This window comes from Arthrobacter rhizophilus (assembly GCF_026241105.1).
Classification (GTDB): Bacteria; Actinomycetota; Actinomycetes; order Actinomycetales; family Micrococcaceae; genus Arthrobacter.
In genome coordinates this window covers 225,101-238,821 of sequence record NZ_JAPFFT010000002.1, presented here as the reverse complement: position 1 = coordinate 238,821, position 13,721 = coordinate 225,101, and the positions used below count along the sequence as shown (strand labels likewise).

At 62.5% G+C, this 13,721-nt stretch carries 17 protein-coding genes; 7 read left to right on the top strand and 10 right to left on the bottom strand.

The window, feature by feature from the left end; genetic code table 11:
* Positions 1 to 153: 153 nt before the first annotated feature.
* Positions 154 to 1,752, top strand: a complete 1,599-nt coding sequence (locus OOZ51_RS03560; RefSeq protein ID WP_236811100.1) for an ABC-F family ATP-binding cassette domain-containing protein — start codon at positions 154 to 156, stop codon at positions 1,750 to 1,752.
* Positions 1,753 to 1,777: 25 nt separating this feature from the next.
* Here OOZ51_RS03560 and OOZ51_RS03555 read toward each other — a convergent pair whose 3' ends face one another.
* The 5 genes from OOZ51_RS03555 to OOZ51_RS03535 form a co-directional block, all read right to left on the bottom strand.
* Positions 1,778 to 2,221: an SRPBCC domain-containing protein gene (locus tag OOZ51_RS03555; protein WP_265977532.1), complete on the bottom strand. Its 444-nt coding sequence runs from the start codon at positions 2,219 to 2,221 to the stop codon at positions 1,778 to 1,780.
* 103 nt (positions 2,222 to 2,324) lie between these two features.
* On the bottom strand, positions 2,325 to 2,810 hold the full coding sequence (locus OOZ51_RS03550) for a YbaK/EbsC family protein (protein ID WP_265977531.1): 486 nt from the start codon (positions 2,808 to 2,810) through the stop codon (positions 2,325 to 2,327).
* Positions 2,794 to 3,648: an SURF1 family cytochrome oxidase biogenesis protein gene (locus OOZ51_RS03545; RefSeq protein WP_265977529.1), complete on the bottom strand. Its 855-nt coding sequence runs from the start codon at positions 3,646 to 3,648 to the stop codon at positions 2,794 to 2,796. The genes OOZ51_RS03550 and OOZ51_RS03545 overlap by 17 nt, the downstream gene beginning before the upstream one ends.
* On the bottom strand, positions 3,649 to 3,927 hold the full coding sequence (locus OOZ51_RS03540) for a hypothetical protein (RefSeq protein ID WP_265977527.1): 279 nt from the start codon (positions 3,925 to 3,927) through the stop codon (positions 3,649 to 3,651).
* Positions 3,924 to 4,442 carry a DUF3099 domain-containing protein gene (locus OOZ51_RS03535; RefSeq protein WP_265977525.1) on the bottom strand — a complete coding sequence of 173 codons (519 nt, stop codon included), beginning with the start codon at positions 4,440 to 4,442 and terminating at the stop codon, positions 3,924 to 3,926. The genes OOZ51_RS03540 and OOZ51_RS03535 overlap by 4 nt, the downstream gene beginning before the upstream one ends.
* Before the next feature lie 153 nt (positions 4,443 to 4,595).
* On the opposite strand from OOZ51_RS03535, the gene OOZ51_RS03530 reads away from it, so the two are divergent.
* Both OOZ51_RS03530 and OOZ51_RS03525 read left to right on the top strand, forming a co-directional pair.
* Entirely contained in the window at positions 4,596 to 5,321 is a 726-nt protein-coding gene (locus OOZ51_RS03530) for a beta-ketoacyl-ACP reductase (protein ID WP_265977524.1), read from the top strand.
* A gap of 88 nt (positions 5,322 to 5,409) precedes the next feature.
* Positions 5,410 to 6,159 (top strand): SDR family oxidoreductase, encoded by a 750-nt coding sequence (locus OOZ51_RS03525; RefSeq protein ID WP_265977523.1) that lies wholly within the window; start codon positions 5,410 to 5,412, stop codon positions 6,157 to 6,159.
* A 69-nt stretch (positions 6,160 to 6,228) separates the two neighbouring features.
* Here OOZ51_RS03525 and serB read toward each other — a convergent pair whose 3' ends face one another.
* Positions 6,229 to 7,122 carry a phosphoserine phosphatase SerB gene (gene serB / locus OOZ51_RS03520; RefSeq protein WP_265977522.1) on the bottom strand — a complete coding sequence of 298 codons (894 nt, stop codon included), beginning with the start codon at positions 7,120 to 7,122 and terminating at the stop codon, positions 6,229 to 6,231.
* Positions 7,123 to 7,247: 125 nt separating this feature from the next.
* Between serB and OOZ51_RS03515 the strand changes: the two genes are divergently transcribed.
* The 4 genes from OOZ51_RS03515 (at position 7,248) to OOZ51_RS03500 (ending at position 10,866) form a co-directional block, all read left to right on the top strand.
* A complete protein-coding gene (locus tag OOZ51_RS03515; protein ID WP_265977520.1) occupies positions 7,248 to 8,033 on the top strand; it encodes an ABC transporter ATP-binding protein in 786 nt (261 codons plus the stop codon).
* A gap of 19 nt (positions 8,034 to 8,052) precedes the next feature.
* Entirely contained in the window at positions 8,053 to 8,838 is a 786-nt protein-coding gene (locus OOZ51_RS03510) for a sulfite exporter TauE/SafE family protein (protein WP_265977519.1), read from the top strand.
* A 7-nt stretch (positions 8,839 to 8,845) separates the two neighbouring features.
* On the top strand, positions 8,846 to 9,736 hold the full coding sequence (locus OOZ51_RS03505; RefSeq protein WP_265977517.1) for a TrmH family RNA methyltransferase: 891 nt from the start codon (positions 8,846 to 8,848) through the stop codon (positions 9,734 to 9,736).
* A gap of 542 nt (positions 9,737 to 10,278) precedes the next feature.
* On the top strand, positions 10,279 to 10,866 hold the full coding sequence (locus tag OOZ51_RS03500) for a hypothetical protein (protein ID WP_265977516.1): 588 nt from the start codon (positions 10,279 to 10,281) through the stop codon (positions 10,864 to 10,866).
* Between the two features lie 170 nt (positions 10,867 to 11,036).
* Here OOZ51_RS03500 and OOZ51_RS03495 read toward each other — a convergent pair whose 3' ends face one another.
* From OOZ51_RS03495 to OOZ51_RS03480, 4 genes are all read right to left on the bottom strand, one after another.
* The gene (locus OOZ51_RS03495; RefSeq protein WP_265977651.1) at positions 11,037 to 11,498 is read right to left on the bottom strand and encodes a class I SAM-dependent methyltransferase; all 462 of its coding nucleotides are present in this window, start codon (positions 11,496 to 11,498) and stop codon (positions 11,037 to 11,039) included.
* Positions 11,495 to 11,635, bottom strand: coding sequence for a hypothetical protein (locus tag OOZ51_RS03490; RefSeq protein WP_265977515.1), 141 nt, complete (start codon positions 11,633 to 11,635; stop codon positions 11,495 to 11,497). Before OOZ51_RS03490 ends, OOZ51_RS03495 begins: the two co-directional genes overlap by 4 nt.
* Before the next feature lie 259 nt (positions 11,636 to 11,894).
* Positions 11,895 to 12,419, bottom strand: coding sequence for a DEAD/DEAH box helicase family protein (locus OOZ51_RS03485; RefSeq protein WP_265977514.1), 525 nt, complete (start codon positions 12,417 to 12,419; stop codon positions 11,895 to 11,897).
* Between the two features lie 859 nt (positions 12,420 to 13,278).
* Positions 13,279 to 13,698 carry an SMI1/KNR4 family protein gene (locus OOZ51_RS03480; protein WP_265977513.1) on the bottom strand — a complete coding sequence of 140 codons (420 nt, stop codon included), beginning with the start codon at positions 13,696 to 13,698 and terminating at the stop codon, positions 13,279 to 13,281.
* Between the last annotated feature and the right edge of the window lie 23 nt (positions 13,699 to 13,721).

Genomic DNA, 13,721 nt, shown 5'->3' with positions numbered 1-13,721 from the left:
ATTCCGGGATCATTCGCGGGCGCCCCTGACGCTGGCGAGCGAGCGAGCTGGTGGGCGGTAGAATCGTAAAGGCCGTTTGTTCGGCCCCTCCACTTCAGCCGCGCCTTGACCTCCGGTGCTGCGGGTGTTCCCCATTGAAAGGCATCCCCCGAATTGATTACCGTCCAGGAACTCGAACTGCGCGCCGGCGCCCGCCTGCTCATGGACCAGGTGAGCTTCCGCGTGGACAAGGGGGACAAAATCGGACTGGTGGGCCGGAACGGTGCAGGCAAGACGACCCTCACCCGCGTTCTTGCCGGCGAGGGACTGCCCGCGGCCGGCAAAGTTGCCCGCAGTGGTGAGATTGGCTACTTGCCCCAGGATCCGCGGACCCCGGATATGGAACAGCTGGCACGCGACCGCATCCTTTCCGCCCGCGGCCTGGACGTCGTGGTGGGCAAGCTGAAGCAGGCCCAAACGGACATGTCCAGCGAAGATGCCACAGTCCAGCGCAAAGCCATGAACCGCTACGACCGCTTGGAAGCCGAGTTCCTCGCAGGAGGCGGCTATGCGGCCGAGGCCGAAGCCGCAGCTATTTCCTCCAACCTGGCCCTTCCCGAGCGGCTTCTGAACCAGCCACTCAAGACGCTCTCTGGCGGCCAGCGCCGCCGCGTGGAACTGGCCCGGATCCTCTACTCGGACGCCGAGACCCTCCTCCTGGACGAACCCACCAACCACCTCGATGCAGACTCCATTACCTGGCTCCGCGACTTCCTGAAGAGCCACCAAGGCGGGCTGATTGTGATCAGCCACGACGTGGAACTCCTCGAAGCCACGGTCAACAAGGTTTACCACCTGGACGCCAACAGGGCGCAGATCGACTTCTACAACATGGGTTGGAAGCGCTACTTGCAACAGCGCGAAACAGACGAGCGCGCCCGCAAGCGCGAACGCGCCAATGCCGAAAAGAAGGCCCAGGTCCTCATGGACCAGGCCAACAAGATGCGTGCCAAGGCCACCAAGGCCGTCGCTGCGCAGAACATGGCGAAGCGTGCCGAACGGCTGCTCGGCGGCCTGGAAGCAGTCCGAGAGAATGACCGCGTGGCAGCCTTGCGTTTCCCGGATCCCGCTCCATGCGGCAAGACTCCGCTCACGGCAGAAGGTTTGAGCAAGTCCTACGGCTCACTGGAAATCTTCACCGACGTGGACCTGGCAATCGACCGGGGCTCCAAAGTGGTCATCCTGGGCCTCAACGGCGCAGGCAAGACCACCCTCCTGCGGATGCTCGCCGGCGTGGACAAGCCGGACACCGGCGATATCGTCCCGGGCCACGGGCTCAAAGTGGGCTACTACGCGCAGGAACACGAAACCCTGGACCACGACCGCACCGTCCTGGAGAATATGCGTTCATCCGCTCCGGACATGAAAGACGCAGAGGTCCGCGGGATCCTGGGGTCGTTCCTGTTCTCGGGCGACGACGTCGACAAGCCGGCAGGTGTGCTTTCCGGTGGTGAGAAGACGCGTCTGGCCCTCGCCACGATCGTGGCCTCGAGCGCCAACGTGCTGCTCCTGGACGAACCCACCAACAACCTCGACCCCGCCAGCCGTGCCGAGATCCTCGGCGCACTGCGAAACTATTCCGGCGCCGTCGTGCTCGTCAGTCACGATGAAGGCGCCGTGCAGGCGCTGAACCCCGAACGTGTGGTTCTGCTTCCGGACGGCGTCGAGGACCACTGGAACGAAGACTACCTGGACCTCATCACCCTCGCTTAGGGTCACCCGCGATTAGGGGACCGCCTCAGGGCATTTCCCACGGCACGGAAGCAAGGGGCCGGCCGAGTTCAATGTAGCTTTTCAGATTGGACAGGACCGCCGACCAGCCGCGGCCCGCAATCGCCAACTGTTCGTCGTCGGCGATGTTCCTGTGATGGACCGTCAGCCTGGCGATGCCGTCATACGACTCGATGGTGAAGGTCACCACGTCGGGCTTCACCACGGCTGGAACCGCGGGATCCTCCCACGTGTTCACGAGGCGCGCCGGCGGCGTTGCTTCCAGGATGGTTCCCACGACGTCGGCGGTTCCGGAGCCGTCCGTGCGCCGGTGCTCCCAGCGCGAACCTGCCTTCCAGTCCGAGACATTCGCGTGGCCCCAGTACTCAGCGCTTTGGGTTGCGTCCGTCAGTGCCGTCCAAATCTGGTCCGGGGTTCCTTCGATGTACGTGACGTAGGTGTATTCAGCCATGCCAACCAGCCTAGCCGCAGGCGGCATCGGATCAACCGTCTTGCGGATCAGTGGCTCAGTGAACCTGCAGCTCAGCGGACCTGCAGCTCAGCGGACCTGCAGTTCAGCGGACCTGCAGGGGCTGCGCGGCCGTGATCCGTTGGAGCTCGCTGTAGCTGATGGAAAACATCGAGTTATGGTCGCCCGCACCTGCCCAAAGGAGCGGATGCTCCTGAAGCGAAATGTCGAGGATGGTGCGTATGGGCTGCGGGTGGCCGACGGGGGCCACGCCACCTACGGCCTGGCCCGTGTGCTCCAGGACGAAGTCCGGGCTCGCGCGGCGGATCCTGGCCGTACGTAAGGTTGCCGCGACCAAGGCTGTGTCCACCTTCGCGGCTCCGCTCGCAAGAATCAGCAGGGGCGCGCCGTCGAGCTCGAAGACCAAGCTGTTGGCAATCGCCGCGACATCGCAGCCCAGCAGGGAAGCCGCGGCGGCCGCCGTCGGGACGTCGTCGTCGAAAGTGCGCACCGTGTCCTGGGCGCCGGCCGCGGTCAGCGCGGACTTCACGTTCAGGACGGGGAAAGGGATCGCCTCAGTAGCCTTGTGCATCCAGGATCGCGTCTTCCTCTTCTTCGGCCGTTGGCCGCTTTGACTTCCGTGGCGCGGGGACCTTGCGACGAGGCATCGCACTGATCTCATCTTCCTCGTCTTCGGCATCAATCCGGGCATTCCGGGCCTGTTGCCTTGCCGCATAGCCAAAGCCGACGAACATCAGCACGCCGAAGGCAAACCACTGCAGGGAATAGGAGAGGTGGGTGCCCTCGTCCGTGGCCGGCTTGGGGAACGGTGCGGGCATCGGCTGGACAGCAGGCGATTCCGTGGCCAACTGCCCATAGGCCCCGGTCAAGACGGGGTAGCCGAGTTCTGCGGCGTAGGAAGGCAGATCGATGGATGCCAGTTGGCCGTCGACGGCGCCGCGGTCCAGCTTCGGTTCCGAGGCCTTCAAGCGCGCGACGACGGTGACCTCGCCGGCCGGCGGGGCCGGGATGCTGTCTGGGTGGCCGGGAGTCTTGTTTCCGATGGGCAGCCACCCGCGATCAACCACCACGGCCTCGCCGCTCGTCAAACGGAACGGGACCACCACTTCGTATCCGGGCTGGCCGTTGAGGGGCCGGTTACGGACAACGCGTTGGCCTGACACGTCATAGCTTCCGCGTAGCTCCACCTGTGTCCATTCCCGTTCAGGGTCCAAGCGCTGGAACTCCGCCTTGGCGGCGGAGAACGCAAGGGGAGTGGCCGAATAGTTACTGACAACGCGGTTGATTTCCGCCAACGTTTCCGCCCGGCGATCCATTTGCCAGCGACCCAGGAAGACGCAGCCCGCAGCAAAAATCACAGCCAGGACGAAGTAGCCCAGCCACTTGCTGGAAAAAAGAAAGCGGTACATTCAGCGGGCCTCGCCTGAGTCTGTGGTCTTCTCGAAGGGTATCGTCTCTTTCCACAGGCCGCGGGTCTGCAGGTAATCCTCCAGCCATTCCCGGTGCTCCTGGCAGGAAAGCCACACCTTGCGGCGATCGGGAGTATGGATGCGCGGGTTGTTCCACAAGAGCTGCCACGTGGCCTCTGCCCGGCAGGCCTTGCGCGAGCACACCGCGGCGAGTGACCCGCGATGACCGGCTTGCTGCTCATTCTCCAGACCAAGGCCGCCCATTGTGAAGATGTTCATGAAGCCGCCTGTTCTTCCCCGCTGTGCGGATATTTGAGCTTGCCGCTGCCGGCGATGCCGTCCGTTTCCGGGCGGGAATCGTCCTGGTGCGTGGCGTCGTCGTCGATCAGTTCACCTTCCAGCACCGTCACAGCCGCCGCGGGCGACTCCGGTTCTGTCTCAGGTGACGCTTCCAGCTCGACCGCCGGCACGTAATCCAATAAAGCATCACTGTGGATTTCGGCCTTGTCGCTGCCATTGGCGATCACAACGGCAATCCAAGGCAGGAACACGGCCCCGGCCACGGCGATGATCTTGAACCAGCCATCAACCACGAAAATGAGGATGATGCACACCATGCGGATACCCATGGCCACCGCGTACTTGATCATTCGGTCGCGCATGTCGTCCGAATGGGCAGAGGCGGCATCGGTAATGCTGTGCACCACGGGGTCGCCTGAAACGGCGTCCGGGTCCCCGGGCGCCTGCTGCAGGGGACTGCTATCTCTTGTCACGGCTGATTCATCACGCTCCAACGGCTTCCCTTAATTCTCTCACCATGGAACCGGCCGCCCAAACCGCGCCGGGGGCGGCTACCCGTGGCTGTGGGCTCCCGGCGGCTAAGATCGATCCAGGAAATCACCCTTTTTCAAGCGGCACCGTGCTGCCGCAGAACTCTGGAGAACAGCATGTCTGAAGCAGTATCAACCGCCCGCAGTGTCCTCATCACGGGCGGAAACCGCGGCATCGGCCTGGCTATCGCGGAGTCATTCCTCGCCAACGGCGACAAGGTTGCAGTGACGTACCGCAGCGAAACGACCCTTCCCGAAGGGATCCTTGGCGTCAGAGCCGATGTGACGGACGAGGCTTCCCTTGACGCGGCATTCAAGGAAGTCGAGGCTGCCCACGGTCCCGTTGAAGTCTTGGTGGCTAACGCCGGGATCACCAAGGACACGCTTCTCTTGCGCATGAGCGAGGACGACTTCACCTCTGTCATCGACACCAACCTGACCGGTGCCTTCCGCGCCATCAAGCGGGCATCCAAAGGCATGATCCGCCTTCGCAAGGGACGCGTTGTACTGATCTCCTCCGTCTCGGGTCTCTACGGCGCCCCGGGCCAGATCAATTACTCGGCCTCGAAGGCGGGCATGGTGGGGATCGCCCGTTCCTTGACCCGCGAACTTGGCAGTCGAGGCATCACGGCAAACGTAGTGGCCCCGGGCTTCATCAACACCGACATGACCGCCGAGCTTCCTGAGGAAACCCAGAAGGCCTACTTGGCCAGTGTTCCGGCCGGCCGCTTCGCCGAAGCGTCCGAGGTCGCCAACGTGGTCCGTTGGCTTGCCAGTGACGAGGCCGCTTATATTTCCGGAGCAGTTATCCCGGTGGACGGCGGCTTGGGTATGGGCCACTAGGTCAGGATTCCCGCTGGCATGATTGACTCGGGACTAATAGAACTTGGATGTTTTGAACAAGTTGGACGCTTTGAATAAAGGAGTACGAATGGGACTGCTGGACAACAAGACGGCAATCGTCACCGGTTCTTCACGCGGCATCGGCGCTGAAGTAGCCAAGATCCTGGCTGGCGAGGGCGCTGCCGTTGTCGTCAACTACCGCCAGAAGGCCCCCCGGGCCAACAAGGTAGTCGGCGAGATCCAAGCGGCCGGTGGCCGTGCTGTCGCCGTCGGTGCGGACCTTACCACCCAGGAAGGCGTCCAGTCGCTCGCCAGCGCGGCCATGGAGGAATTTGGTTCCCTGAATGTCCTGGTGCTCAACGCTTCCGGCGGCATGGAATCCGGCGTGGAAGAGGACTACGCCCTCAAGCTGAACCGTGACGCCCAGATCAACATGCTCAACGCAGCAGTTCCGCTGATGCCGGAAGGTTCCCGCGTGGTCTTCGTCACCAGCCACCAGGCACATTTCGTCGAGACCGTTCCCACGATGCCCGAATACGAGCCGGTCGCCCGTAGCAAGCGCGCCGGTGAAGACGCATTGCGCGAACTGCTCCCGAACCTGGCCGACAAGGGCATCTCCCTCGTTGTGGTTTCCGGCGACATGATCGAGGGCACCGTCACGGCCACGTTGCTGGACCGCTCCAACCCGGGTGCCATTGAAGCCCGCCGTGCCGAGGCCGGCAAGCTGTACTCGGTGGAGGAATTCGCTGCCGAGGTGGCAAAGATGGTCACGGCCGACGTCGAGAGCGGCCACACCGAGTATGTCGGCGGCGCCGACTACTTCGGCAAGAGCGCCTGATAGATTTCAAACACGAAGAAGCGGCCGGGACAATGTCCCGGCCGCTTCTTCGTCGCTCGTGAATTCGGCTCAAACGCCGGCGATATGCCGGACCGCGTCGAGGTAGGGCATGTTGATGGCGGCGTCGGCGACCGCCCGGACGGCAGGCTTGGCGTTGAAGGCGACACCGATGCCTGCCGCGCCCAGCATGTCGAGGTCGTTCGCGCCGTCGCCCACGGCGATGGTGTGCTCCAGGTCGATCCCCTCGGCGGCCGCCCACTCGCGAAGGTACTTCTCCTTTGCCGCGCGGTCGATCACGTCGCCGAGGACCTTGCCCGTCAGGAAGCCGTCAACGATCTCGAGTTCATTTGCGATCCAGTAGTCCAGCCCGAGTTCCTCCGCGATAGGTTGCAGGATCTGGTTGAAGCCTCCGGACACCACCGCCACCGCATGGCCCGCGGCTTTGAACGCAGCGACGAGTTCCGCTGCACCCTCGCTCAAGCGCACCTCGGCACGGACGGCGTCGACGACGGCGGCCGGCAGGCCTGCCAGCACTGCCACCCGGGCATGCAGGCTTTGCGCGAAGTCCAATTCGCCACGCATCGCGGCCTCAGTGACGGCGGCTACCTCCTCGCGCTTGCCGGCGTGTGCAGCAAGCAGTTCGATGACTTCCTGCTGGATCAGGGTGGAATCGACGTCCATGATCAGCAGTTTGCGGGAGGCATCACGCAGGGCGTCGGCCACGATTGCGGTGTCCATGCCGGGAGCCGCGGCATCTGCCACCTGGCGCCGGATGCCGGACAAGTCGGCCGCAGTAGCCCGGTCAACGGCCAGGCCAATGGTGTACACCCCAAAGCGCTCGTCACCCGAACGCGTCTCGGACGTGAAGGAAGCCCCCGAGCCGGACAGCACCTTGCGCAGGTGTTCAAGCTCCGAAAGGGACAAATTCACGCCATAGCTGACCGCGGTCAAGTTCGAACTCATGGCTGCAATCTTATCCAGCGTGGAAGCACCGCCCGAATTCCTGTTTCATTCGATGCGACGCGCAAACGGTGTGACCGTAGTTTCGGTTATCCATCGCCCCCGTTTTTGTCCTAGTGTCTACTCCTATGAGTGATGTTCTGGAATTGGCTTCCGTCAGCGTTGTCCGAGGTACCAAGACCCTGCTGGACAAAGTTGACTGGCAGGTCAATGAAGGCGAACGCTGGGTCATCCTCGGTCCCAACGGCGCAGGCAAGACCACCCTGCTCCAGATCGCCGCCGCCCGGATGCATCCCACCAGTGGAAAAGCCGGAATCCTTGACGAGACGCTCGGGCGGGTTGACGTCTTCGACCTCCGTCCGCGCATCGGTCTTTCCTCCGCAGCTTTGGCCACCCAGATCCCGGAACACGAAAAGGTGCTCAACGTAGTTGTCACGGCTGCCTACGGCGTGACCGGCCGCTGGCGTGAAGGATACGAGCGCGACGACGAGCGCCGCGCCTTCGGACTGCTCAACGAATGGGGGATGGGTCCGCTGCTGAACCGGTCCTTCTCCTCGCTTTCCGAAGGCGAGCGCAAGCGTGTGCAGATCGCCCGCGCCCTCATGACCGATCCTGAGCTGCTCCTACTCGACGAGCCGGCCGCGGGCCTGGACCTTGGCGGGCGTGAGGAGCTGGTCCACAAACTCGGTGAACTCGCCCGTGACGAAGACGCGCCCGCCATGGTTCTTGTGACGCACCACTTGGAGGAAGTACCACCCGGATTCACGCATGCCATGCTGCTCCGCGATGGCGGGGTGGTGGCCGCGGGACCCATCGAGGAGGTCCTGACCGCAGAGCACCTCAGCAACACCTTCGGCCTGCCCCTGGATGTGACCGAGAACTCCGGCCGCTACACGGCCACCGCCCGCCGCTAGGCACGGGCACCTAGAAACAGTGGAGATCCTTAGCGGCATCCTGATCTTTTTCGCGGGCTTGTGGGCCGGAACCATCAACAGCGTGGTCGGCTCGGGCACGCTGGTGACGTTCCCGGTTCTCATCGCCCTGGGCTACGCGCCTGTCACGGCCTCCATTAGCAACGCCACGGGCCTTGTTGCTGGCAGCGCCACAGGGGCATGGGGCTACAGGCACGAACTCAGGGGCCGGGGCCGGCAATTGCTGCGGCTGCTGCCCGCATCGCTTCTTGGCGGCATCACAGGCGCCTGGCTGCTCCTGCACCTGCCGGAGAAGGTTTTCTACTACGCCGCTCCCATCTTGATCGTCCTCGCACTGCTCATGGTGCTCTTCCAACCCAAACTCCAGCAGTGGGTCCAGGACCGGGCGGGCAATCCTGAGCATGCGATCCAGGACAAACGGCACACGGTAATCCTCGTGGTGCTGGTGTTCCTCGCCGGAATCTACGGTGGTTATTTCGTGGCTGCCCAGGGCATCTTGCTGGTCGGCATTCTGGGTGTCTTCATGACGGGCACTATCCAGAACGCCAACGCCATGAAGAACATCTTGGTCTTGGCCGTCAACGTGGTGGCAGCGTCCTCGTACCTTTTGTTCGCCTTCGGCCGGATCGAGTGGCCCGTCGTTGCGATCATCGCCGTCAGTTCGTTGATCGGCGGTCTTGTGGGCTCCAAGGTGGGGCGGCGCCTGAAACCTCTCGCCCTGCGCATCGTGATCTTCGCGCTCGGCATCGTGGCACTCGGCTTCATGATCGCCAACTTGCTGAAATAGGAAACCCGTGACTTTCCACTACCTCGAAACCGCGGACGACCCGCGCGTTGCCGACTACACACAACTGACGGATGTCCACCTCCGTAAGCTCCGCGAGCCCGCGGAGGGCATGTACATCGCCGAATCGTCCCGGGTCCTGCGGCGCGCCCTCGCGGCCGGCCATCGGCCCCGCTCCTTCTTCCTGGCGGAGAAGTGGCTGGAAGACCTCGACGACGTTTTCCAACAGTTCCCCGAGGTGCCTGTCTACATCGGCAAGGCTTCCCTGCTCGAGGAAATCACGGGGTTCCACTTGCACCGGGGTGCCATGGCTGCCATGCATCGGCCTGCACCGGTGCCCCTCGAGGAACTTCTCGCCGGAGCACACCCTGTGGCTGTACTGGAAGACGTCGTCGACCACACGAACGTGAGGTGTTCCAAAATATCGGATGTTGATCCTGAGAAACGAACGCGTTCGAGGATCGCAATCCTGGAAGATCTTACGGATCATACGAATGTAGGTGCGGTTTTTCGCAGCGCCGCAGCGATCGGCGTCGATGCCGTGCTGGTGACGCCGCAATGTGCCGATCCGTTGTACCGGCGTTCGATCAGGGTCAGCATGGGCACAGTTTTCCAGGTGCCGTGGACGCGGATCGAATCGTGGCCAGAGGGTATCGAGCAGTTGAAGGAAGCAGGCTACTTCGTGGCGGGCATGTCTCTGGGGGAGGGAGCCATCACTCTTGATGAGCTGGTGGCCCAGGATCATCAAAACCTGGTGCTGGTTTTCGGAACCGAAGGCGATGGGCTGACGCCTGAGACCGATCGATTGCTCGACGCGCGCGTGACGATTCCGATGATGAACGGCGTGGATTCGCTGAATGTCGCTGCGTCGTCGGCTGTGGCGTTCTATGCGACTAGGTAACGAACGGAATGTCCGTCCTCCTCAGGGGCCTTCGTCAGCGTGACCCGGGCCGGGTCGGCTGCCAGTCACAGATCGGCGACTGGACTCATCTGACCGCGGTCTCTGGCGTGACCAGGAGAACTCCGTGGCACCAAAGTTGTCATAGGAGGTGGGTACCATAATCCACGGAATTACAAGGGTTCTGACCTATTTTTGGATACCTTTGTGGCAACGCAACGACCCATCTCATTAGTAACGTTGGTGGCATCATTTTGCTGACATCGCCATCATGTTTGCCGCCGACAGGAACGATGTCGGCGTCACCGACCCGGCGGTTTCGATCTTGTGTGCACAATAACTTGACGGATTAGATCGAAACGCCAGAGTCGTGAGATACGGCAAATTGGGACCTGCGCTGGCGCAAACGACACCCCTCGTGTTCGTTTGACGATCCTTCACCGTGCATGTACCCAGACCGCGAGCAACATACGGACAGCGCGGTCATGAGGGCATCTCCCAGCCAGTTCCCGAGTCCGCCCAGTCCGTACCGATATCCTTTGGGCATGCTGACAAGTCAATTGCCGGACCCCTGGCTCGGCTTCTCGCACCATCAATGGGGCATCCTGCTCAGTGGCATCATCGCCGGACTGATTGCCGTCGCCGGCGTAGCAGTCACGCTGGCCGTCCAGTGGCACGTGTTCCGCGCACAACTTGCTGCGCAGTCGGCCACCGTGGAAACGCAGCTCAACGCGCAAAGGGACGCTGATGTACGAGACCGCATTGCGAATCTACTTGAACGAGCCGACCGTGCAGTCGATTTGTTCCCGACATGGAACCAGCACCGCAGGCCGGACCAATACGCCTCCACCGAAGAGCAGGCCCGCTCAACAGGTCACCTCGAAGCTCTCCGTTCCCTGGGCCGCGACACCCGTCACCACGCCCAGTACATCGAGCTGACCGCATCTCAGAACACGGCCAAGGCTGCGGAAGTTCTTTCCAATCACATCGAGGCGTTCGCGTCTGAAACGGACTGGATTTGGGCCATGGGAGCTGGTGGCATGCAAGAGCAAAAACGTAGCGACGAGATAGTCGCGACCGCGAAACAGCTGCGGCATGCATTGCTCGATAGCGCCCCTCGTCCAAAGCCTTGAGGGCGAATCTCGATTCGACATCCCATACGTCAAGGCTCTCATCCATCCGTCAGCGTGCGTGTGCCACGAACACCACGAAAGATGCTTCAAGGGTGAATGGCCTGCGCGCCCAGTCTCCGTACACGGCATCCACCTCGAACCCGGCCGCGGCGAGCTGGTGTCCAAGGGTGTCAGCGTGGCGGAAAGCGAAGCGCCTTCTCGGTCACGCTTTCACCGGTTCGCAGAAATTCGTTGTGGAATGTGGCGGTAACGACGCCGTCTTCGGGCTCGGACACGTCTGCCCACTCGACGAGCGGCCCATGTGGGGTGTCGCGGCGAGAGCGCTCCTGCGAACCCCAGCTTTCCCACCCGCGGGCTCGGGGGTTCCTGCTGTCGAAGGCCAGCACTCCACCTACACGCAGATGAGCGCGGAAATCCCGCAACGTACGTTGCCACTTCGGGTGAAGGATGTGCTGGACGACGTTGCCCGTGAGCACGGCGTCATCGAAATTCCTGGGAGGGATGGCGCGACTGTCGCCGAGGATCCAGTCCGCCGCATCTGCTCCTTGCCGACATCGCGCGAACGAAAGCATCGCCTCTGAAGGGTCTATGCCAACAACAGTGCGTGGCTTTTGGGCGAAAGTAACTGTCAGGATGCCAGTCCCGCACCCAAGGTCGAGTTGGACTGCGCCTCGTACTCGTCGGTTACAGAGCGGTAGAAGTCGTGGTCCGGTCCATCCGGATTGTCGTGGTCGTACAGGTCAACGAGCCTGGCGTCGTAATCGCTCACAGATAGACCTTGCGCACTGGCGACATACATCAGGAGCTTGAGCCCGCAAGCCGATCCCCTACCGGACGCCGTCACTCCGTTGCATCTCAGCGGCGGACCAGCCTTATCTCTGGCAGCTTGCGCCGGGGCGCTCCATGGCTCGATACACGGTGGAGCGGGCGACATTGAAGAGGTCTGCGCTCTCGGGGGTCGTAGTGAGATTGGTGATAGTGCCTGCGCTGTCGAATAGTTGCACTGAATCCTGCGCCGCGCGGCGGCATCAAGGGAGATCACGCCGGCCGGCTGTCTCAACTCGACGAAGGATTTCGTCCGCGACGCGCGTGAGCGGTGCGGTGGCGTCGATCCTGATGCCACCGTGTGGAATTTCTTTTCTTGTTCGGTGCAAGCGTTCGATCAGTTTCCGTTCCGTTTGTCGCCCTCCCCATTCGTCTTCCGGCCGCTCGTCAACCCGCCGGTTCAACGTGTAGAGGTCGACCTCGAGAACGAAGACGCCATCAAACAGATCGATGAACTTCGCGAGGTTTCTCGACCCACCGCAGAAGAACGTCACCGCCTCGCGCTCGTCTGCGATCAGGGCCTTCACTTTGTCCACGCTCCAGATGTGGTGATCGTGCACGGCGACGCCGGTGATGCCCGCCAGTGGTTCACCAGTTTCCGGATCGCCCTGATAGGCCAGCTCACGGTCGCCGTTGATGGCGTGATAACCGCGCCGCCGCAATTCGTCGCAGACCGAGGTCTTGCCGGTGCCGGAACCGCCTTCGACGAGGTAGTTCTTTCTGCCCATGCCTGATAGTACCGAAGCGATACGCGAGACGAGGGCTGCGGTGTAGGCGCCGTCGCCTGTGACTGCTGGGAACGGCGGCAGAGAAAAACGTTCGTTTTCGTGCAGGACAAATCCGGTTCCTGCAAGCTCCCAACTCCCTGTCTGTGAGTCGCGGAGTTATTTGGCTCTTTTTTCGCAGCACCATTTGGCGTGCTCGCCTATCCCAGCCGTCCCGTTGGCGGATCCCTGACCGGACGGAAGATGGCCCTTGGGCGCGTTTTGTTCTCAACTGGGCAGTACCTGTACCGGCTTGAACCGAAACGGCCCGCCGCATTCGGGGCCGTCAGGGCGCTCCCCGGTGGGCTCCGTTTCGATCGCCAGCACGCGGGCAACACGGACACCTGCAGAGTCCATCGCGTCAACAAAGACAGAGGAAACACTGACGGGCGGCATCAGGTAAGGCGCGGACTGCGGCACCAGCCACCGGCCGTCCGGGTTCCTGGTTACCGGGGCCGGAGTGCAGCCCTCCCCGAAGCATGCCGCAACTGACGTTGGCTCGTGTGCAAACACCAACTCCACATCGCCTGTTTAGGCGTGCCCGACGGCGGGACAGATGGTGCTGACACCCCATCGGATAAACACAGCCAGGGCCAGTACAACGGCCAGCACCCCAAGCACGATGAGAAGTAGGCCCCGGAGCTTCATTCCGCGAGCTTAACCCGGAAGCTCGGATTCCGGACAACAATCCCCGAAGTCTCTGACGCGCGCTGTCGAGTCTCACGAACTGCAAGTGGTGGCGCATTGCACTCCACTTGGCTCACACCAGCCCAACGTGCAGCATGCACGTTGAGGGATCCTCCACGGGGACAGCCTGCGGTGTTCAGACCGTGAGCGCCCCGGTCATCCAGTCCTCGAGATAGCGGATGGCAGTCCTCGCGACCCACATTCGGCTGTCGTCCACGTGGTTCCAGACGAAGACCTCGTGATTCCCGCTGAGCGACAGGGCGAATTGGTCACCATTCCCGGCGTCAGCAAAGAAGACGAGTCCGTCGAAAGGCATGTAGAGCTGTCGGAAAACGGTGCTGTTCCGGAAGCGGTCGTTGTCTTCGGCGATCCGCTCGGCGCTCCACAGCAGACCTAGCCCATATTCACTCTCGATGCCATTAGTCTCTGCCAGGAGTCGTCGAAGGTGGTCAGGGAGTCTGTGGCGCAGTTGGGCTTCGCACGCCATCAGAGCGCCCGGCGAAGCAGGGGCGCTGAAAGTGGCGTTGCCCCAGCGCTGGATCTCGTTCACGAGCATGACACCATCTTGTCGCACGAGGG

Excerpts from the sequence above, each read along its gene's own strand:
- OOZ51_RS03525 (WP_265977523.1), top strand. The coding sequence starts at position 5,410 with ATGGGACTGCTGGACAACAAGACGGCAATCGTCACCGGTTCTTCACGC.
- OOZ51_RS03540 (WP_265977527.1), bottom strand. The coding sequence starts at position 3,927 with ATGAACATCTTCACAATGGGCGGCCTTGGTCTGGAGAATGAGCAGCAA.
- OOZ51_RS03515 (WP_265977520.1), top strand. The coding sequence starts at position 7,248 with ATGAGTGATGTTCTGGAATTGGCTTCCGTCAGCGTTGTCCGAGGTACC.
- OOZ51_RS03530 (WP_265977524.1), top strand. The coding sequence starts at position 4,596 with ATGTCTGAAGCAGTATCAACCGCCCGCAGTGTCCTCATCACGGGCGGA.
- OOZ51_RS03545 (WP_265977529.1), bottom strand. The coding sequence starts at position 3,648 with ATGTACCGCTTTCTTTTTTCCAGCAAGTGGCTGGGCTACTTCGTCCTG.
- OOZ51_RS03485 (WP_265977514.1), bottom strand. The coding sequence starts at position 12,419 with ATGGGCAGAAAGAACTACCTCGTCGAAGGCGGTTCCGGCACCGGCAAG.
- OOZ51_RS03500 (WP_265977516.1), top strand. The coding sequence starts at position 10,279 with ATGCTGACAAGTCAATTGCCGGACCCCTGGCTCGGCTTCTCGCACCAT.
- OOZ51_RS03480 (WP_265977513.1), bottom strand. The coding sequence starts at position 13,698 with ATGCTCGTGAACGAGATCCAGCGCTGGGGCAACGCCACTTTCAGCGCC.
- OOZ51_RS03555 (WP_265977532.1), bottom strand. The coding sequence starts at position 2,221 with ATGGCTGAATACACCTACGTCACGTACATCGAAGGAACCCCGGACCAG.
- OOZ51_RS03550 (WP_265977531.1), bottom strand. The coding sequence starts at position 2,810 with ATGCACAAGGCTACTGAGGCGATCCCTTTCCCCGTCCTGAACGTGAAG.
- serB (WP_265977522.1), bottom strand. The coding sequence starts at position 7,122 with ATGAGTTCGAACTTGACCGCGGTCAGCTATGGCGTGAATTTGTCCCTT.